The organism is Knoellia terrae (genome assembly GCF_048606435.1).
In the GTDB taxonomy this organism is placed as follows: Bacteria; Actinomycetota; Actinomycetes; order Actinomycetales; family Dermatophilaceae; genus Knoellia; species Knoellia terrae.
Genome location: NZ_JBMBWH010000008.1, coordinates 131,514 through 150,616, shown reverse-complemented (window position 1 = coordinate 150,616; position 19,103 = coordinate 131,514). Strand labels below are relative to the sequence as shown.

Annotated in this window: 16 protein-coding genes and 1 tRNA gene; 6 read left to right on the top strand and 11 right to left on the bottom strand. The window is 73.5% G+C overall.

Annotated features, from left to right (window positions below; genetic code table 11):
• Nucleotides 1-126 precede the first annotated feature (126 nt).
• Nucleotides 127-1,962, bottom strand: a complete 1,836-nt coding sequence (locus tag ACOJV9_RS12555) for a phosphoenolpyruvate carboxykinase (GTP) (protein WP_420185553.1) — start codon at nt 1,960-1,962, stop codon at nt 127-129.
• A gap of 483 nt (nt 1,963-2,445) precedes the next feature.
• Between ACOJV9_RS12555 and ACOJV9_RS12550 the strand changes: the two genes are divergently transcribed.
• A tRNA-Arg gene (locus ACOJV9_RS12550) sits at nt 2,446-2,518 on the top strand.
• Nucleotides 2,519-2,597: 79 nt separating this feature from the next.
• On the opposite strand, the gene ACOJV9_RS12545 is transcribed toward ACOJV9_RS12550, so the two are convergent.
• The gene (locus tag ACOJV9_RS12545; protein WP_420185552.1) at nt 2,598-3,041 is read right to left on the bottom strand and encodes a ferritin-like domain-containing protein; all 444 of its coding nucleotides are present in this window, start codon (nt 3,039-3,041) and stop codon (nt 2,598-2,600) included.
• A 130-nt stretch (nt 3,042-3,171) separates the two neighbouring features.
• On the opposite strand from ACOJV9_RS12545, the gene ACOJV9_RS12540 reads away from it, so the two are divergent.
• Nucleotides 3,172-4,182, top strand: coding sequence for an aldo/keto reductase family protein (locus ACOJV9_RS12540; RefSeq protein ID WP_420185551.1), 1,011 nt, complete (start codon nt 3,172-3,174; stop codon nt 4,180-4,182).
• Between the two features lie 5 nt (nt 4,183-4,187).
• Nucleotides 4,188-5,303, top strand: a complete 1,116-nt coding sequence (locus ACOJV9_RS12535) for an FUSC family protein (RefSeq protein ID WP_420185550.1) — start codon at nt 4,188-4,190, stop codon at nt 5,301-5,303.
• On the opposite strand, the gene ACOJV9_RS12530 is transcribed toward ACOJV9_RS12535, so the two are convergent.
• On the bottom strand, nt 5,239-6,192 hold the full coding sequence (locus ACOJV9_RS12530) for a universal stress protein (protein WP_420185549.1): 954 nt from the start codon (nt 6,190-6,192) through the stop codon (nt 5,239-5,241). The genes ACOJV9_RS12535 and ACOJV9_RS12530 overlap by 65 nt on opposite strands.
• Nucleotides 6,193-6,306: 114 nt before the next feature.
• On the opposite strand from ACOJV9_RS12530, the gene ACOJV9_RS12525 reads away from it, so the two are divergent.
• From ACOJV9_RS12525 to ACOJV9_RS12515, 3 genes are all read left to right on the top strand, one after another.
• On the top strand, nt 6,307-7,131 hold the full coding sequence (locus tag ACOJV9_RS12525) for an SDR family NAD(P)-dependent oxidoreductase (RefSeq protein WP_420185548.1): 825 nt from the start codon (nt 6,307-6,309) through the stop codon (nt 7,129-7,131).
• Nucleotides 7,128-7,916, top strand: a complete 789-nt coding sequence (locus tag ACOJV9_RS12520) for a 2-oxo acid dehydrogenase subunit E2 (protein ID WP_420185547.1) — start codon at nt 7,128-7,130, stop codon at nt 7,914-7,916. Before ACOJV9_RS12525 ends, ACOJV9_RS12520 begins: the two co-directional genes overlap by 4 nt.
• Before the next feature lie 64 nt (nt 7,917-7,980).
• The gene (locus ACOJV9_RS12515; RefSeq protein ID WP_420185546.1) at nt 7,981-8,958 is read left to right on the top strand and encodes a UDP-glucuronic acid decarboxylase family protein; all 978 of its coding nucleotides are present in this window, start codon (nt 7,981-7,983) and stop codon (nt 8,956-8,958) included.
• Here the strand turns inward: ACOJV9_RS12515 and ACOJV9_RS12510 are convergent.
• Genes ACOJV9_RS12510 through ACOJV9_RS12475 form a run of 8 tightly spaced genes read right to left on the bottom strand, consistent with a single transcriptional unit; the run spans nt 8,930 to nt 18,997 of the window.
• Nucleotides 8,930-9,877: a glycosyltransferase family 9 protein gene (locus ACOJV9_RS12510; RefSeq protein ID WP_420185545.1), complete on the bottom strand. Its 948-nt coding sequence runs from the start codon at nt 9,875-9,877 to the stop codon at nt 8,930-8,932. The genes ACOJV9_RS12515 and ACOJV9_RS12510 overlap by 29 nt on opposite strands.
• The gene (locus ACOJV9_RS12505) at nt 9,874-10,572 is read right to left on the bottom strand and encodes an SDR family oxidoreductase (RefSeq protein ID WP_420185544.1); all 699 of its coding nucleotides are present in this window, start codon (nt 10,570-10,572) and stop codon (nt 9,874-9,876) included. Before ACOJV9_RS12505 ends, ACOJV9_RS12510 begins: the two co-directional genes overlap by 4 nt.
• A complete protein-coding gene (rfaE2, locus tag ACOJV9_RS12500; RefSeq protein WP_420185543.1) occupies nt 10,562-11,893 on the bottom strand; it encodes a D-glycero-beta-D-manno-heptose 1-phosphate adenylyltransferase in 1,332 nt (443 codons plus the stop codon). The genes ACOJV9_RS12505 and rfaE2 overlap by 11 nt, the downstream gene beginning before the upstream one ends.
• Nucleotides 11,890-13,752 (bottom strand): glycosyltransferase, encoded by a 1,863-nt coding sequence (locus tag ACOJV9_RS12495; RefSeq protein ID WP_420185542.1) that lies wholly within the window; start codon nt 13,750-13,752, stop codon nt 11,890-11,892. Before ACOJV9_RS12495 ends, rfaE2 begins: the two co-directional genes overlap by 4 nt.
• Nucleotides 13,749-14,732, bottom strand: coding sequence for a glycosyltransferase (locus ACOJV9_RS12490; protein ID WP_420185541.1), 984 nt, complete (start codon nt 14,730-14,732; stop codon nt 13,749-13,751). Before ACOJV9_RS12490 ends, ACOJV9_RS12495 begins: the two co-directional genes overlap by 4 nt.
• On the bottom strand, nt 14,729-15,820 hold the full coding sequence (locus tag ACOJV9_RS12485; RefSeq protein WP_420185540.1) for a glycosyltransferase family 9 protein: 1,092 nt from the start codon (nt 15,818-15,820) through the stop codon (nt 14,729-14,731). The genes ACOJV9_RS12490 and ACOJV9_RS12485 overlap by 4 nt, the downstream gene beginning before the upstream one ends.
• The gene (locus ACOJV9_RS12480; RefSeq protein ID WP_420185539.1) at nt 15,813-17,333 is read right to left on the bottom strand and encodes an HAD-IIIA family hydrolase; all 1,521 of its coding nucleotides are present in this window, start codon (nt 17,331-17,333) and stop codon (nt 15,813-15,815) included. The genes ACOJV9_RS12485 and ACOJV9_RS12480 overlap by 8 nt, the downstream gene beginning before the upstream one ends.
• Nucleotides 17,330-18,997, bottom strand: a complete 1,668-nt coding sequence (locus tag ACOJV9_RS12475; RefSeq protein WP_420185538.1) for a carbamoyltransferase family protein — start codon at nt 18,995-18,997, stop codon at nt 17,330-17,332. Before ACOJV9_RS12475 ends, ACOJV9_RS12480 begins: the two co-directional genes overlap by 4 nt.
• Nucleotides 18,998-19,103 lie beyond the last annotated feature (106 nt).

Sequence of the window (19,103 nt, the reverse complement as noted above, 5' to 3'; positions counted from 1 at the left end):
GTAAGGGCACGTCCACGGATCGGTCAGGACTTGGCAAAGTCCGCGCCTCGTGGGTCGGATGCAGCGAGAGGCGCCGCCTCCCGGTGGGGAAGCGGCGCCTCTCGTGAGCGGGCCGGTGCGGCCGGGTCAGGCCTCGACGCCCAGGCGGGCCTTGAGGCCGTCGAGCTCGACCTGGAGGGCCGTCGGCAGGTTGTCGCCGAACTTGGCGAACCACTCCTCGATCTGCGGGATCTCGGCCTTCCACTCCTCGACGTCGACCTCGAGCGCCTTGGCGAGCTCGGCCGGGTCCATGTCGAGGCCGTCGGTGTCGATGGACTCGGGGGTGGGCACGTGGCCGATGGGCGTCTCGACCGCGGCCGCCTTGCCCTCGATCCGCTCGATGGCCCACTTGAGGACGCGGCTGTTCTCGCCGAAGCCCGGCCACACGAAGTTGCCCTCCTCGTCACGGCGGAACCAGTTGACGTAGAAGATCTTCGGCAGCTTGGAGGCGTCGGCGTCCTTGCCGAGGTTGATCCAGTGCTGGAAGTAGTCGCCGGCGTTGTAACCGATGAACGGCAGCATGGCCATCGGGTCGCGACGGACGACGCCGACCTCGCCGGTGGCCGCAGCGGTCGTCTCGGACGAGAGGGTCGCCCCCATGAACGTGCCGTGCGTCCAGTCACGCGACTCGGTGACGAGCGGCACGGTGGTCTTGCGCCGGCCGCCGAAGAAGATCGCGGAGATCGGGACACCGTTGGGGTCGTCGTACTCGGGCGCGAGGATGTCGCACTGCTTGATGGGGGTGCAGTAGCGGCTGTTGGCGTGCGACGAGAGGACGCCGCGCTCGCCGTCGGCGGGGGTCCAGGGCTCGCCCTTCCACGACGTCGCGCGCTCGGGCATGTTCTCGAGGCCCTCCCACCAGATGTCGCCGTCCTCGGTGAGGGCGACGTTGGTGAAGACCGAGTTGCCCTTGTTGATGGTCGTCATCGCGTTGGGGTTGGTGTGCTCGTTGGTCCCGGGGGCGACGCCGAAGAAGCCGAACTCCGGGTTCACGGCATACAGCCGGCCGTCCTTGCCGAAGCGCATCCAGGCGATGTCGTCACCGAGGGTCTCGACCTTCCAGCCCGGGATCGTCGGCTTGAGCATCGCGAGGTTGGTCTTGCCGCAGGCGCTCGGGAAGCCGGCCGCGATGTAGTAGACCTGCTGCTCCGGCGAGGTGAGCTTGAGGATGAGCATGTGCTCGGCCATCCAGCCCTCGTCGCGCGCCATGACCGAGGCGATGCGCAGCGAGTAGCACTTCTTGCCGAGCAGGGCGTTGCCGCCGTAGCCGGAGCCGTAGGACCAGATCATGCGCTCCTCGGGGAACTGCACGATGTACTTCTCGGAGTTGCAGGGCCACTTCACGTCCTGCTGTCCGGGCTCGAGCGGGGCGCCGAGGGAGTGCAGGGCAGGGACGTACTTGGCGTCGTCGCCGAGGTCCTCGATCCGGCGCAGGACCTCCGTGCCGCAGCGGGCCATGACGCGCATCGACGCGACGACGTACTCGGAGTCGGTCAGCTCGACGCCGAACATCGGGTTCTCGGACTCGAGGTGGCCCATGACGAAGGGGATGACGTACATGGTGCGGCCCGTCATGCAGCCGGCGTAGAGCCCGCGCATGAGGTCCTTCATCTCGTTCGGGTCCATCCAGTTGTTCGTCGGGCCCGCGTCCTTCTCGTCGACCGAGCAGATGAACGTGCGGTCCTCGACGCGGGCGACGTCGCTCGGGTCGGAGGCGGCGTAGAAGCTGTTGGGCTTCTTGCTCTCGTCGAGCCTGACGAAGGTGCCGGCCGCGACGAGCGTGTCGGTGAGCCGGGTCCACTCCTCGTCGGACCCGGTCACCCACACGACCTCGTCGGGGGTGGTCATCGTGGCGACCTCGTCGACCCAGGCCTGGAGGCCTGCGTGCGTGGTGCCCTGAACGGGTGCGGCGGGGGCGGTCATTGTCGTCCGTTGTCCTTCCGGTTCCGGGCTCGTGCCCGGCTCTGACCCGGTCAAATCCCGGAGCCACCTCGGAGGGGATCCGACGACTGACCTGCTGGATTGATCCACCGTACTCGCATCGTGAGACGGATCTGTTCACGGATGCGAAACCGTGGTTAACGGGCTCGTGGAGCTCGTTGTCCCCACCGTAGGAGGTGACCCGGGAGTACAGGGACGCGGAAGCCTTTCCGCACCTATGAGGTCCCTCACACGCGGCCGGACCTGCGGGAATGCCGGTACGCCGCCGGGTCGCGTCACGAGTCGGGGCCTGCGTGACCAGTCGCCACCCGGTGGTGCCCCGACTCGTCACACCGGTCCCGACAGGCCGGCTCGTGCGGGAGCCGAGGGCCGCACGGGAGGTCGGCGGACGGCATACGAGCGGATTTCTCGTGCGAGCAGGTGCTCGGGTACGCTTGCCGATCGTTGCCCCCACGGGGGTGGCAGGCGCCCGTAGCTCAACGGATAGAGCATCTGACTACGGATCAGAAGGTTAGGGGTTCGAATCCCTTCGGGCGCACTCTGTGTTGAGACAGAGGGCGAAGCCCCGGCAGCGGAAACGCGGCCGGGGCTTCGTCGTGTGCGGGTCGTGCCAGGGGTCAGTCGACGGTCTGGAGCGCCTTGACCTCGTTGCGCGCGGCGACCACGGCCTGGTGCTGGCGGGAGACGACCTCGCGGAAGCCGGCACTGAGGTCCTTCTCGAGGGCCTTCTCGTACTCGGAGACCGCGTGGTCCTCGCCGGTCACCGCGGCGCCGAGCACGGCACCCGCGTCGTCACCGGTCACGGCGTCCTTGAGCGCGATCCAGCCGCGGTGCAGCGCCGCCGTGGCGGTGCCGCTCTCGTCCACGTCGTCGCCGTACGCGTGACCGAGCTCGATGATCTCGCGGCTGAACTGCGCGCGCTGCTCCGACAGGCGCTGCAGGGTGCTCGCCCACTCGGGACGGTCACCGTCACGCAGCTTCTCGGCGGCGGCGGCGAAGCCCTTCTCACCGTCACGCAGGGTCTCGACCAGCTCCTTGGCAGCCTTCTCGTCGTCAGACATGGGCTCTCCTTCGCGTTGGGGAACGGCCCGGTGGGGCCGTTTCGCGACGTTACGCGAGCAGGAAGCCGAGGGGTGGGGGAGGGCACGCGCGATTTGCGTATGCCGTGCGGGCGCGGCATACGGTGCAGGTATGGACTACCGATACCTGGGCAACAGTGGACTGAAGATCTCCGAGATCACCTACGGCAACTGGCTCACCCACGGCTCGCAGGTCGAGAACGACATGGCGACGCAGTGCGTGAAGGCGGCCCTGGAGGCCGGCATCAGCACGTTCGACACCGCCGACGTCTACGCCAACACCAAGGCGGAGACGGTGCTCGGCGAGGCCCTCAAGGGTGAGCGGCGCGAGAGCCTGGAGATCTTCACCAAGGTCTACTGGCCGACGGGTCCGGGTGGCAAGAACGACACCGGCCTGTCCCGCAAGCACGTCATGGAGTCGATCGACGGCTCCCTGCGGCGCCTGCAGACCGACTACGTCGACCTTTATCAGGCGCACCGCTACGACACCGAGACGCCCCTCGAGGAGACGATGCAGGCCTTCGCCGACATCGTCCGCCAGGGCAAGGCGCTCTACATCGGCGTCAGCGAGTGGACCGCCGACCAGATCCGCGACGGGGTGCGGCTGAGCAAGGAGCTCGGCTTCCAGCTCATCTCGAGCCAGCCGCAGTACTCCATGCTGTGGCGCGTCATCGAGGACGAGGTCGTCCCCACGTCGAAGGAGCTCGGGGTGAGCCAGATCGTGTGGAGCCCGATCGCGCAGGGCGTGCTCACCGGCAAGTACCAGCCGGGGCAGAAGCCGCCGGAGGGCTCGCGCGCCACGGACGAGAAGGGTGGCGCCGACATGATCAAGCGGTTCATGAACGACGACGTGCTCACCCGGGTGCAGGACCTCAAGCCGGTCGCCGACGAGGCCGGGCTGACGATGGCCCAGCTCGCCGTCGCGTGGGTGCTCCAGAACGACAACGTCGCCGCGGCGCTCGTCGGCGCCTCCCGCCCGGAGCAGGTCCACGAGAACGTCAAGGCCGCCGGCGTGCGGCTCGAGCCCGAGCTTCTGGCGCGGATCGACGAGGTCCTCGGGGACGTCGTCGAGCGCGACCCGGGCAAGACCGCGGAGAACGCGCCGAAGCAGCGGGTCGCCTGATCGGGGTGACGGTCCCGGCAGCACTGACCTCGCGGTCGGGGCTCCGGAGGGTGTGGCACCACCCGACGACGGCCTTGGCGGCGAAGTCCGCGGCCGCCGCCGGGCTGGCGTTCTGGCTCGGCGGCCTCGCGCCGGGTGACGTCGACGAGTACCGCTACTACGCGGCGCTGGGCGCCTACACGGTGATGTACCCGAGCGTCTCGGACTCCCTCACCCAGGCCGCGCGGGCCGTGGTGGCGGTGATCCTCGGGGCGCTGCTCGCCATGGGGTTGCAGCTCGCCGCGTGGACCAACCCGATCACCGTCGGCCTCGCCATCGGCCTCGGTGTGGTGCTCGGCGCGTGGCGCTGGCTGCGCGACCAGACCTCGTGGGTGCCGCTCGTGGCGCTCTTCGTGCTGGCCGTGGGAGGCGCGGAGCCCGAGGGGTACGTCGCGGGCTACGTCCTGCAGATCCTGCTCGGTGCCGTGGTGGGGTCGGCGGTCAACTTCGTCGCCTTCACGCCGCTTCCCGTCCACGAGCTGCAGTCGGCGACGACGGCCCTCCGGCACGAGCTCTCGGTGCAGCTGCAGGCCGTGGCCGACGCCCTGGCCGAGGACGGCGAGGGACCGGCGGAGGACGTTCTGGCCGAGCTGCCTGACGTGGGTCCGGCCAGGGAGCGGGTGCGGGTGGCCATTGCCCAGGCCAGAAGGGCCCGCAAGGGGAACCCGCGCGCGCCGGGCGCGGCGCACATCCACCGGGCGCTCTTCGACCTCGGCGAGACCCTGCAGCGGTGCAGCACCAGCGTGGAGTCCATGGCGGTGGTCATCCTCGACCCCCACGCCGCGCCGCTGGCGGAGGACCTCCGCCACCGCACGGCGGCCCTGCTCACGTCGTTGGCCACCCTGTTCGACGACGTCGAGGACGGGGTGCCCCACGAGCGGCAGGTCGAGCTCACCAGGGAGCGCGTCGATGAGCTCGTCGCGGCCGTCGAGGCCGAGAACGACGAGGGCGGCCGGGAGAGCCGGTGGGTCGCCGGCGCGGTGGCCGTCTCCGGCCTGCGCTGCCTGGAGGCCTTCGTCACGGCCCAGCGCCGGTCGGGGCCGGATGCCTCGGCCGTCCCCGCACTGCCGGCCGGCGGCTGAGAAGGCCGTCGCTCCCGCCCGTCGGGGAAGAGGGAACGACGATGACGGGACAGGGCGCGTGGCGGATGACGTGGCTGCCGACCGAGCCGAGCAGGAGGCCGGGGAAGCCTCCGAGGCCGCGTCGCCCCACGACGAGCAGCTGCGCGGTGCGGGACTCCCGGACGAGGGCCGTCCCGGCGCGTCCCCGCGCCAGCGACAGGGTCACGTCGACGTCGGGGGAGTCGTGGCGCCACCTGGCGAGCATCTCCGCCACGGTCCGCCGGTGCGACTCGACGACCTGGGAACGGTCGGCTCGCCCACATGCCGCGGCGAGGGAGGCGTCGGCCTCGTCCGACCACCACGTGTGGACGGCCCGCAGGGGAGCCCCACGGCGGGAGGCCTCCGCGAAAGCGAGCTCGACCGCAGGGGCGGAGTGCTCGTGCGTGTCCACCCCCACGACGACCGGGCCCGTCGTCGACCAGTCGGCCGTGAGGGGGACGACCATCACCGGGCAGGAGGCGTGCGCCACCACCGTGTGCGCCGTGGCACCGAGGAGGACGGCGCCGTCCCGGCCGAGCCGGCCGCCGTCGAGGACGACCATCGAGGAGTGCTGGCTGGCCGCGACGAGCATGGCCGCCGGGTCGTCGACCTCGGTCGCGGTCGTGATGCGCAGGTCCGGTGACACCTTCGCGGCGCGATGCCGGCAGTGCGCTGTCACCACCGCCACCCGCTGCAGGTGCGCGGGGGTCCACGGGACGAACGTGCGACCGGTCGCGTGCATGAGGTGCAGCGGCCTGCCGCACCTCATCGCCTGCGCTGCGGCCTCCTCGACCGCCCGTCCTGCCGGCTGCCCGCCGTCCACGCCCACGACGACGACCGCTCCCTGCGCCTCGGCGCCCGGTGTGCCCACGTCCATCTCCTCTCGGCCCGTCCAGCGTCGGGCGGGAAGCCCATCCCGGACAGGGGCGAAGGTCCCGCGGCGCCGGATGGCGGGAGCGCGGTCACCGTGGGTGACACTGTGCGGATGCGGACCACGGGCGCGCACGTCCTCCTCACCGGCGCGACCGGGACGATCGGCGCCGCCCTCGCGCGACGACTGACCGAGCGCGGAGCGCAGGTCACCTTGCTCGCTCGGACGCCGACCGCGTTGCAGGCGCTCGCGGACGCGACCGGTGGCACACCCTTCGCGGCCGACCTGTGCGACCCGGAGGGGCTGCGGGGGCTCGTCGACCGGGTGGAGGTGCAGCAGGGGCCGGTCGACGTGCTGCTCAACAACGCCGGCGCCGAGACGACCGGCCTCCTGACCGACCTCACGGCGGAGCAGCTGCGGGCCACCGTCGACCTCAACCTCACGGCGCCCCTCGAGCTCTGCCGCCAGGTGATCCCGGGCATGCTCGCCCGCGGCACCGGCCACCTCGTCAACATCTCGTCCCTGGCCGGGGTGGCGACCTTCCCGGGCCTCGCGGTCTACGGCGCCAGCAAGGCGGGGTTGACCCACGCGACCTCGGGCCTGCGAGCGGACCTGCGCGGGACCGGCGTGGGGACGCTCGCCGTCGAGATCGGGCCGGTGGCCTCGGAGATGATGGACCGCATCAGTCTGCACGGGCCCAGCGAGGCCTCCTTCGCCCGTGTCCTGCGAGCCCGGCTGCTCAGCCTGCTCGACCCCGACGACGTGGCCCACCGGGTCGTGACCGCCATCGAGCAGGGCCGCCCGCACCTGCGCCTGCCCAGGCGCGCCGCCCCGCTGGCAGCCGTGACGGGCACGCCCCGGGCGATCGCACGCATCGCGCTGTCCGGCATACCGACGTCGTCGACCCGGCACGACGAGGACCGGGAGACGGCGACGTGAGCCGCCGCCGCACCCCGATCCGCCGCAAGATCGCCGTCGCGACCTGGCGACCGTCGCGCGACGGCCGGATCTACGCGCGGATGGAGGTCGACGCCAGCGCGGCGCTCGCCTACCTGGAGCGGGTGCGGGCCGAGTCGGGCGAGCGGGTCACCATCACCCACGTCGTCGGTGCGGCGCTGGGCCGGGCCATCCGCGAGGTGCCCGAGGTTCGGGCCCGCGTCGTGCTGGGCCGGCTCGTCGAGCTCGACACGTGCGACGTGGGCTTCGCGGTGGACATCGAGCAGGGGTCCGACCTCGCTCCGGTCAAGGTGCTCGACGTCGACCGGCTGAGCCCGCTCGAGGTGGCCCGCGCGGTGGACGCCGGCGCCGGTCGGCTCCGCGCCCACGAGGACCTCGCCCACCGGCGGAGCTCCGGGATCGTGCGGTTGGCGCCGAGCTGGCTGATGCGGCCCGCCCTGTCGTTCGCCAGCCTCGTCGCCGGGGGGCTGGGGCGCTCGGCGCTGGGTCAACCGGGCTTCCCCCTCGGCACGGCGTTCGTGTCCAACGTCGGCTCGCTCGGCCTCGACGAGGCGTTCCTCGCGCCGCTGCCCTTCGCCAGGACGCCGGTCTACCTCGCGGTGGGTGCCATCCAGCGCAAGCCGGTGGTGGTGGAGGACGAGGTCGCCGTGCGCCCGGTCGTCGTGCTCGTCGCGACGGCGGACCACCGCATCGTCGACGGCGCGCACGCGGGTCAGCTGGCCGGCATCGTGCGCGAGCTGGTGCTGCACCCGGAGCGCATGGACTGACGTGCGGGTGTCGAACCGCTTCTCGCCGGGTAGGTGAGGGTCAACGACACCGGAGGTGGAGCGCATGGCAGCAGAGCCGAGGACAGCGACCTGGCAGGGGAGGCGGGTCGTCGTCACGGGTGGGGCCGGGTTCCTGGGCAGCCACCTGTGCGACGCCCTCGTCACCGCGGGGGCGGAGGTGGTCTGCCTCGACAACTTCGTCACGGGTTCGGCCGACAACGTCGCACACCTCCTCGGGCACGACTGCTTCCGCATGGTGACGTGCGACGTCACCGAGTTCATCCACGTCCCTGGAAGGGTCGACCTCGTCCTGCACTTCGCCTCACCGGCCTCGCCCGTCGACTACCTGAAGATCCCGATCGAGACGCTCAAGGTCGGTGCCATGGGCACGTGGCACGCCCTGGGTCTGGCCAAGGAGAAGGGCGCTCGCTTCGTCCTCGCCTCCACGTCCGAGGTCTACGGCGACCCCCAGGTCCACCCCCAGACCGAGGACTACTGGGGCCACGTCAACCCGATCGGTCCGCGCGGGGTCTACGACGAGGGCAAGCGCTACGGCGAGGCGCTGACGACGGCGTACCGCAGCCACGAGGGGGTCGACACCGGCATCGTCCGGATCTTCAACACCTACGGACCCCGGATGCGGCCGCACGACGGCCGCGCCATCCCGACGTTCATCCGGCAGGCGCTGCTCGACCAGCCCGTCACCGTGGCCGGGGACGGGTCCCAGACCCGGTCGGTCTGCTTCGTCGACGACCTCGTCGAGGGCATCCTCGCCTTCGCGGCGCTCGAGCACCCCGGCCCGGTGAACCTCGGGAACCCCGAGGAGATGTCGGTGCTCACCATCGCCCTCGATGTCGTGGCCGCCACGCACTCGCAGTCGGGGGTGACCTTCGTGGACCTGCCGGTCGACGACCCGAAGGTGCGCCGACCGGACACGACCCGGGCCACGGAGCTGCTGGGGTGGCAGCCACGCACCCCGTGGCGCGTCGGCCTCGAGCAGACGGTGGAGTGGTTCAGGAGGCTGGCGCGCGAGGCCGGCTGAGGGCCGCCGCCTCGAGCAGCGACTCCGCGGCGTCGAGGACCCGCCCCACCGTGATCCTCAGCAGGCGCGGGTCGGGCGCGTCGCCGTGCGGGTCGCCGGCCGGGTCCGCCGGATGCGGCTCCCAGAGGACGCGGTGCAGGTGCGGGTCGGTGCGCGGCCCCCAGAGCGCCGGCGCGACCGGGCCGAACAGGAGCACCGACGGGGTGGCGTGGGCCGTGGCCAGGTGGGCGACGCCGGTGTCCCCGCAGACGACCAGCGTGGCAGACGCCACGAGATCGCTGAGGCTGGCGAGGTCGTCTCTCCCGCAACGGTTCTCGGCTCCTGTCGCGGCCACCGCCCGGCAGAGGCACTGCTCGGTCGCCGTGCCCGTGACGACGACCGTCCGGCCCCACGACGCGAGCACGGAGGCCAGCTCGACCCAGCGCTCCACGGGCCAGCGTCGCGAGCGCGCCGCCGCCCCCGGGTGCAGGAGGACGTGCCCGGCGCGCGGCGTGGAGGTGGCGAGCCTGAGGTCGTCCGCGGAGCAGGAGCCGCCGGCGCTGTGCACCAGCCGGATCCACCGGTCCACCTCGTGCTCCTCCGGGAGCCAGCGCGGGCCCGTCACCCCGGCCTCGGGGCAGTCGAAGGCGAGGAGGTCACCGGGGCGGAGCGCGGCCAGCAGAAGGTGGCTCTGCGGGCCGCGCCCGTGCAGGTTGACAGCGACGTCGGGGGGAGCGCCCGGCCAGCCGAGAGGGTCGAGGCCGGTCGCGGGGTGGACCCGGTCGACGACGCCGAGAGAGCGGAGCCACCCGCCCACGGCCGGCGACGCGGCGAGGACGAGCTCGGCGTCGGGCCAGCGGCGGCGCAGTCCTCGCAGGGCGGGCACCCCGGTCAGCGCGTCGCCGAGCCCGAGCGCACGGAGCGCGAGGACCGTGCTCACGGCCAGGACGGCTCCGTCGAGCTCGCGACCACCAGCTCACGCACCTCGCAGCCCGGCGGCTGCCGCAGGGCCATGAGGACGACGTCGGCGACGTGGGCAGGATCGTTGAGCTGCGCGTCGGGGCCCGGCCGGTACTGCTCCGTGCGGTCGTCGAAGAAGGCCGTCCGCATGCCTCCTGGCACGAGCAGGGTGACGCCGACGCGGCCGGCGAGCTCCATCGCCAGGGCCCGCGTGAACCCGACCACCCCGAACTTCGAGGCGCAGTATGCCGTCGCGTCACCTGCCGCACGCAGCCCCAAGGTCGAGGCCACCGTGACCACCGTCCCGCCGGCCGACTCGAGGGCGGGCAGGCAGGCCCGCACGACCGCCGCCGTGCCGAAGAGGTTGACCCGCACGACCCGCTCCCACGCCTCCGTGGCGACCTCGCCCAGGGGCCCGCACGCGTCCATGCCCGCGGCCGTGACGACGGCCGAGGGTGGACCGACCGCCTCGGTCAGCTCGGCCACGGCACGCTCGGCGGCAGCCGAGTCGGAGAGGTCGGCGACGGCATACGGGATGGAGCCGTCCTCGGGTGCTCGCAGGTCGATCACCGCCGGCCGACCACCGGCCTTGGTGACGGCCGCGACGACGGCGGCGCCGAGGCCGCTCGAGCCCCCGGTGACGTAGACGGTCCCGATCTGGCGTTCAGCTGGCACGGTGGCCTCCCTGGGTGAGTCGGTGGATGGTGGCGGTGCTGGAGCGTCCGGGCAGGTGGGCGAGAACCTCGACCCGCCCGCCCCACGAGCGCACGACCGGGGTCTCGGGCAGGTCCTCGACCTCGTAGTCGCCGCCCTTGACCCAGATGTCGGGTCGCAGGGCGCGCAGTGCATCGACGGGGGTGTCCTCGTCGAAGACGACCACCCGGTCGACGCAGGCCAGGGCGCGGAGCACGGTCGCACGGTCGGCGGCGGGGTTCAGCGGCCGGCTCGTGCCCTTGAGCCGCCGGACCGAGCGGTCGCTGTTGAGCAGGACGACGAGCTCGTCGCCCAGCGCCTTTGCGGCAGTGAGGGTCTCGACGTGGCCGGCGTGGAGGACGTCGAAGCACCCGCCTGTCGCCACCACCGTGCGGCCCGCGGCCGACGGGCGCGGGACGGCGTCGCGCCACCCGGCTGATCCGCCCAGTGCGACGAACGAGCCGGCCGAGGCCACCGCAGCGCGGACCGCGGTGCCGGGGTCCGCGCCGGCACCCACGGCGATCGCGGCGGTGGCCGCGAAGCAGTCACCGGCCCCACACGGGTCCCCGGTCACCGATTCGGCGGCGACGAGCTCCACGTCGCCGGAGCGACGGGCCACCCAGGCGCCCTCGGCGCCGCAGGTGACGGCGACCGCATCGGCATCCCACTCCGCGACGAGGGTGCAGGCCATCTCGGCGGGTGGTGCGTCCGGGGCGCCCACGAGGTCATGGGCCTCGGCGCGGTTCGGGGTCACGAGGAGGCAACCGGCCACCGGTGAGGGACCCTTGGGGTGGGGGTCCCAGAGGACCGGCGCCCGGCGGGCGCGTTCGGACAGGACCGCCCGGATGTCGTCGTCCGCGGCGGTGCCCGCTCCGTAGCAGGAGACGAGCACGACGTCGGCTCGCTCGATGGCTCGTCGAGCGTCGGCCTCGAGGGCGCCGACCGGCGTCGCCGGCCCACCACGGTCCAGGCGCAGGAGTGACTGCCCACTCGCCCGCACGCGCACCTTCTCCCGCGTGGGTCCCTGCTGCCGCAGTGCCACCAGCGTGATGCCGGCGGCCTCGAGGTCGGCGCGCAGCAGCCGTCCGGCGGGGTCGTCGGCCATCGGAGCCACGAGCGTCACGTCGGCGCCGTCCGCGGCCGCGAGCAGGGCGGTCAGGCCGGCTCCACCCGGTGAGGTGCGCTCCGACGCGACGTCGACGACCGGCACGGGCGCATCCGGGCAGATCCGGTCGACCGACCCCACGAGGTCCTGGTCGAGGACGACGTCACCGACGACGGTGAGGCGCACGGCCCGGCTCATCGGCCCGCCTCGGCCGAGGACATCGCGCCGCGGGCCGCGAGCGCCGCGTCGAGCGCCGCGCAGAGCGCGTGCACCGCGACGAGCTGCACCTCCTGGACGGCGGCCGTCGAGCCGGCCGACACGGTCAGCGCCTCGTCGGCGAGGCTGGCGAGGGGGTTGGGCGCGGGCCCCGTCATCGCCCAGACGCACAGCCCGACGTCGTGCGCGCGCTTGGCGGCATGGAGCACGTTGCTGCTCGACCCGCTGGTCGACAGCAGCATGAGGATGTCGCCGGGTCGGCCGTGGGCCTCGACCTGGCGGGCGAAGACCTCGTCGGGCCCGTAGTCGTTGAGGATCGCCGTCAGGCTGGACGTCTCCGCCGTGAGGGCGATCGCGGACAGCGGCCGGCGCTCGTCGCGGTAGCGGCCGACGAGCTCGGCGGTGAGGTGCTGCGCCTCGGCCGCGCTGCCGCCGTTGCCGGCCGCGAGCAGGCGGCTGCCTCCGACGAGTGCGGTGGCCAGGCGCTCGCCCCACGAGCGCACCAGGGCTGCCTGCTCCAGGAGCGACTCCATGCCGTCCCGGACCTCGGCCTGGTGCTCCTGCAGCCACTCGCGGGTCTGGCAGGTCGCCTGCACCGTGGGGCGGCAGAGCCGGCCGAGCGCCTCCTCGGTCTGCGCCGCCACGACGGACCAGTCGAACCGCTCGACCGCGCGGGTGCGGGCCGCGGCGCCCCACCGCTCGCGCAGCCCGGGGTCGCCCATCACCTCGGTCATGGCCTCCACGAGCGCCCCGACGTCCCGCGGCGGCACGAGCCGCCCGGTGACGCCGTCCTGCACCGAGTCGAGCAGTCCGCCGACGGCGCTCCCAACGACCGGTCGCCCGCACGCCGCCGCCTCGAGGGGAGTGATGCCGAAGGGCTCGTACCAGGGGGTGGCCAGCACGACGTCCGCGAACCGGTACCACGCGGGCATGTCCCGCTGCGCCACCTGGCCGACGAGGTGCAGCCGGTCGGCGACACCGCACTCTCGGGCGAGCCAGCGCAGCCGCCGCACCTCGGCATCGTCGTCGACGAGCTGCGGGGCAGGCCCGCCGACGACGAACAGCTCGGCTCCGGGGATGCGGGCCAGGGCGCGCACGGCCTCGTCGAAGCCCTTGCGCGGCACCAGCCGTCCGGCTGCCAGGAGCCGGAGCGGACGGTCCGGCGAGTCGGCACGGTCCACAGACCCGGACCGGACGGCATACCGGCCGTCGAGCTGCGGGGGGAGGGAGGCTCCCATCGGCGTGAACTGGGCGGTGTCGACCCCGCACGGGATCACCCGCACGTGGTCGGTCGGGACCCCCATGGCGTCGAGCTCGTGCACCTCGTCACGGCAGGTCGCGAGGACCAGGTCGACCTCGCGCCCGATGCGCTGCTCGAGGAAGATGCGGCTCGGCGGGCTCGTGTCGGCGGAGCCCTGGTGGCGACGCTTGACCGTCCCCAGAGCGTGGAAGGTCTGTGCCACAGGCAGGTTCAGCCCACGGGTGGCGCGGAGCGCCGCCAGTCCGGACATCCAGAAGTGGGCGTGCACCACGTCGGGTCGCCCGTGCACGTCCCAGTCGGCGCGGACCCAGTCGCCGAACGCGTCCATGAGGGGCAGCAGGTCGTCCTTGGGCACGGGCGCCGCCGGGCCGACCGGGACGTGGACGACGTGGGCGCCCGGACCGAGCTCGACGCGCTCGGCCACGTCGGGGTCGTCACGACGGGTGTAGACGTCGACCTCGTGCCCCAGCCGACCGAGCTCGCGTGCCAACGCCGCGACGTGGACGTTCTGTCCACCGGCGTCGACGCCGCCCAGGACGGCCAGCGGACTCGCGTGCTCGGACACCATGGCGATCTTCACAGCGCCACCTCCTTGAGGATCTGGTCCCAGTCCGCGAGGAAGCGGTCAAGACCGTAGTGGGACAGGACGTGCTCACGGGCGGCGAGCCCTCGCTCAAGGGCCTCACCACGGTCGGCGAGCCAGCGAGCGGCGGTGCGCCGCAACAGGTCGAGGTCGTTGGTCACCACTCCGGCGCCGGGGGGCACGGCGCGGTGGTGCTCCGTCGTCGCCAGGGCGAGGACCGGCATGCCGAGGGCCATGGCCTCGAGCAGCGAGAGGCCGAGACTGGTCCAGCGGTACGGGTGGAGGTAGGCGCGGTGGCGGCCGAGGCGCCGGTGCAGCTCGGCCTGGTCGAGGTCGTGGCACCGCGCCCGGCTCAGTCCGGGGAGCCCTCGCTCCTCCGCGACGGCGCCGAGCGCGTCGGTGCCCATGCCGTAGGCGCTCACGAGCAGCTCTGTCGCGAGGTCGAGGACGAGGTCGGTCCCGGCCACCCGACCCCGTCGCACGGGCTCGTTGACGACGACGGCGAGGTCGGCAATCTCACCGGTCCAGCCCGGACCCGGGTCCGGGATGCCGTGCTCCACGACCACCGTGGGTGCGGGCCCGCAGTCCCAGGCCATGGCGTTGAAGTGGGTGACGTGCACGACCGGGAGCCCGGTGAGCGCGAGGTCGGTGGTCACTGGGTGCGCGGTGCAGACGGCGTGCCCGGTTGGTGCGTTGTGCTCGAGGTAGACGGCCGGGACGTCGTGACCGGCCCGCAGTCCCGTCCAATCGCGCAGCAGGGCCGCCTCGTGCGGGCGCTGCAGCACCACGACGTCGAGGGGTTCGTCCGCCAAGGCCTCGACCGGGACCTCCCGGACGGTGTCGGGCCAGTCCCACGTGCGCGCGCGACCGCGCCCGTCGGGTCCGCGGTCCGGCAGCAGCGGGATGACGTAGTCGTGGCCGCCCGAGACGAACGACGTGGTCCACGACCCGTGGACGTGCCACAGGAGGATCCTCACGCAGCACCTCCCGGGGTGGTCGTCCGCAGGGTATGACCGAGGGGTATGCCGGCCAGCTCCTTGACCGCGTCGCTCACCTGCACCGGTGCCACCGTCGACACGCACGGGTGTCCGAGGACGGGGCACTCCCGCGCGCGGGTCCCCCGACAGGCGGCCTCCTGGTCGCCGAGCACGACGTGCGGGACCCCCCACGGGCCCCAGCGCTCGACCGGGACGACGGGGGCGAAGATGCTCACCACCGGGGTGCCCACGGCCGCGGCCAAGTGAGCCGGGCCGGTGTTGCCTACGACGACCGCGGACGCCCCCTCGAGCACGGCGGCCAGCTCGGGCAGGGCGGTCCGTCCCGCGATGCAGGTGCCACCGGCCGGGGTGGCCTCGGCGCAGAGCTCCTCCTCACCCGGGCCACCCGTGACGACCACGTCCCAGCCGTCCGTGAGGAGCGCAGCAGCGAAGGCGTGGGCGAGGGCGAAGCCGATCCGGCGGCTGGGGACGGAGGCCCCGGGGTGGACGACGACGTAGTCGGTGCCCGGGAGGTCGGCCGGTGGGGAAGCGGGCACAGGGCGCAGCCGGAGCAGCTCGTCGCCGCCGAGCGGCGCGGGGAAGCCGGCCGCCTCGGCGAGCCGGAGGGCGGCCGTGACCTCGTGACCGCCCCGGGGGCCGCCGTCGTCGTCACCCCCGGGCAGGCGGCGGTGTCGGACGTCGAGGAGGCTGCCCGGATGGTCGTCGCAGGTGCCGGCGACGCGGGGGATGCCTGCCCAGCGCGCGAGCAGGGCCATGGGAAGCGGGCTCTGGTGGTAGGACGTGAAGACGACACAGACGTCGTGGGCCCGGGAGCGAAGCCGCTCCACGAGCGCGCCGAGCCCGGCCGGGTCGACGGGGGACGGGTCGAACCCGGTCCAGGGGGAGTCGAGGACGAGCACCTCGTCGACGCCCGGGAGGAGCCGGGCGGCGTGTGCGCCGCTCGGGCTCACGAGCAGGTCCAGCTGGCTGCTGCCCGCCCGCAGGGCTCGCAGGGCCGGGCCCATGAGGAGGACGTCGCCGTCGCTGTCGAGTCGGACGGCCAGGGTGCGGGGCCTGCGCTCACCCACGGGCACCCCCGAGGGCGAGCTCGACGGCGGACTCGAGGTCGGTGGCGACCACCGGGGCGTCGCGGACCTCCTGGGGCCGGGTCGCGGGGGTGGGCACGAGGATCGCCGACGCACCGACGGCCCGGGCGGCGAGCACGTCGGAGCCGATGTCGCCGATGACGACGCAGTCGCCCGGGTCCACGCCGAGGTCGCGTGCCGCGGCGAGAATCATCCCCGGTTCGGGCTTGCGACAACGGCAACCGTCGTTCGGCCCGTGGTGGCACACCTGCCAAGTGTCGAAGGGCCCCACCCGGGCCTCGACCTCGGCATTCACCGCGTCGACGTCCTCGGGGGTGAGCAGGCCTCGGGCCACGCCCGACTGGTTGCTCACCACCCCCACCTTGAGCCCGGCCTGGCGCGCCCGAGCCACCGCTGCAGCAGCACCGGGGACGGGCGCGACGCGTTGCGGGTCCCCGTTGTAGGGCACGTCCATGACGAGGGTGCCGTCGCGGTCGAAGAGGACCGCCCGGGGGCGCGGGGGCCAGGGATCGGCGCCGCGGTGGGCCCACCAGCCGGCCAGCCGGTGCGTTACCGCGGCGACGGGGATGGCGGCGCTCGTCCACAGCATCTCGGTGACCTCGGCGGCGGTGCGCGGGCCGGGGGCGATCCTCCTGCGCGCGAAGTCGGCCGTGAGGAGCACGTGGGCGGTGCCGCCGATGGCCGCCGCCACCCGGCCGGGCCGGGTGCGGCCGGCGACGGCGCCGCCGACGGCGAGAGCGGCGGCCGCGGTCGTGGCGACGTGCCACGGCAGCCGACCCCTGCCGATCTCCGCCATCGTCCTCCAGCGACGCCCGTGCAGGCGTCGCATCAGCGCGTCGTCGGCGTTGCCCCGCTGCGTCCGCAGGCTCGCCCCGCGCACGGACGGGCGGACCGGGTGCACGACGACTCGGGCACCCTTGCCCAGCGACCAGCCGGCCCGCCGGACACGCAGGGCGAGGTCGGCGTCCTCGCGGTAGGCCCGGGGGAAGCGCTCGTCGAAGCCGCACACCTCGACGAGCGCCTCCCGCCGGTAGGCCATGTCCGCCGTCACCCAGTGCGCCTGCTCCAGTCCCGCCGTCGAGCGCTCCCAGTCGGTCGGCCGCCGGTCCGCGTGCAGCGGCACGTGCAGACGTGCCTGCACGCCGGCGCAGCGTGGAGGTGCCGACCGCAGGTCCGTCAGGAGGGCCTCCAGCCAGCCGTCGGGCAGGACGACGTCGTCGTCGAGGAAGCAGACCCACACGCCGTCGCAGACGCGCCAGCCCACGTTGCGGGCTGCGGCCGGTCCGCGTCCCAGGCCGGGGACGACCCGCACGTCCAGTGTCCGGAGGAGGTCCGCGGGGAGCTCCAGCGGCGGCGGTGACCCGGGGCGGTCGTCGACGACGACGACCTCGTTGGGGCGTGGCTCGCCCTGGGCGGCCAGGCTCTCCAGCAGGTCCACCAGGCTGGCGCGGCCCACGGTCGGGACCACCACGGCATACGAGATCGGCTCGGTCACGGACGACCTCCGGCGAACAGGTCACCTCGGCGGACGAGGTGGGGCCCCAGAACGAGCGCGTCGACCGGTGCCGACCCGAAGAGCTCGAGGGCGTCACGGGGGTCGTCGACCATGGGGCGGCCCGCGGTGTTGAGGCTGGTGTTGGCGACCACCGGCAGGCCGGTGCGGGCCTCGAAGGCGCGCAGCAGCGCGGCCACCCGCGGGGTCGTCGCGTCGTCGATCGTCTGGATGCGGGCGGTGCCGTCGACGTGGACCACGGCCGGGATGCGGTCGCGCCAGGCGGGGTCCACCGTGTGGACGAAGAGCATGTAGGGGCTGGGCAGCGGGCCGTCGGAGAAGATGGCGGCGGCGCGGTCGGCGAGCACCATGGGAGCGACCGGGCGGAACTGCTCACGCCCCTTGACGTCGTTGAGACGCTCGAGGTTGGCAGCACGACCGGGGTGGGCCATGAGGGAGCGGTGGCCGAGGGCCCGTGGGCCGAACTCGCTGCGGCCGTCGAACCAGGCGAGCACGCCGTCGGCGGCCAGGACGTCCGCCGCCGCACCGGGGAGGTCCGGCGGCGTCGTGAACGGCACGGCAGCGGCGCGCAGCCATGCGGCGAGGTCGTCGTCGGACCAGCCGCGCCCCAGGGCGGCCGTCGTCATCGGGTCCGCGAGGGACCCGTCGTCGGCGCTGACCTGGAGCGCGGCGCCCAGCGCGGTGCCCGCGTCGCCGGCCGCCGGCTGCACCCAGACGTCGTCGAAGGGCGTCTCGCGCCAGATCCGGCTGTTGGCGACGCAGTTGAGCGCGGTGCCGCCCGCCATCGTGAGGGTGGTGTCACCGGTCTGCGCGTGCAGCCAGCGGGCGAGGTCGACGAGCACCTCCTCGACGACCGCCTGCACCGAGCAGGCGAGGTCGGCGTACTGCGGCGGCCAGTCGAGCTCGCCCCCGGGGCGGGGCGGGGCGAACTCGGACCAGTCCGGCGGCAGGGCCACGAAGCCGCCGTCCCCCGTCGCGTGCACGACCTCCCGGAGACGGTCGAGGTGCACCGGCTTCCCGTAGGACGCCAGCGCCATGACCTTGTACTCGTCGGAGGACCGGAGGAACCCGAGGTGCGCCGTCAGCGACTCGTAGAGCAGCCCCAGCGAGTGGGGGAGCGCCTGGGCCGCCAAGGTCTCCAGCCGGCCGTGCTCGTAGCGACCGGCCAGGTGCGAGGCCTGCTCACCCCGCCCGTCGAGGACGAGCACGCTGCAGGGTCGGCCGGCACCGCGCAGTGGTCCGGCGAGGGCGGCCGACGCGGCGTGGGCCACGTGGTGGGGGACGAAGCGGACCCGGCTCCGGTCGAGACCCGGCAGGGCGGTTGCGAGGAAGCCCGGCGCCGCCTCGGCGTAGCGCAGGCGCAGGTGGTCCCAAGGGTCGTCGAGCCCCATGTCCTCGGCCGGCTTGGCCAGGGCTGGGTCGAACGAGTACCCCACGGCGTCGAGGTCCTCGGGGCCCAGCCCGGCCTCGTCGAGGCACCAGCGCATGGCCTGCTCGGGCAGCTCCCAGGCGGCGAAGGGCACCGGGCGCTTGCCGTGCTTGCGCCGCGAGAACCGCTCCTCCTCCGCCGCCGCGACGATCCGTCCGTCGACGACCAGTGCCGCCGAGGGGTCGTGGAAGAGGGCGTTGACTCCCAGCACCTTCATGGAAGCGCTTCTACCCACGAGAAGCGCTTCTCACGCTTCTCGGTGGAGAAGTGACTCGTGGAATGACCCGCTCCACCTCCGCCAGGCGGTACGCGCCGGTTCACGT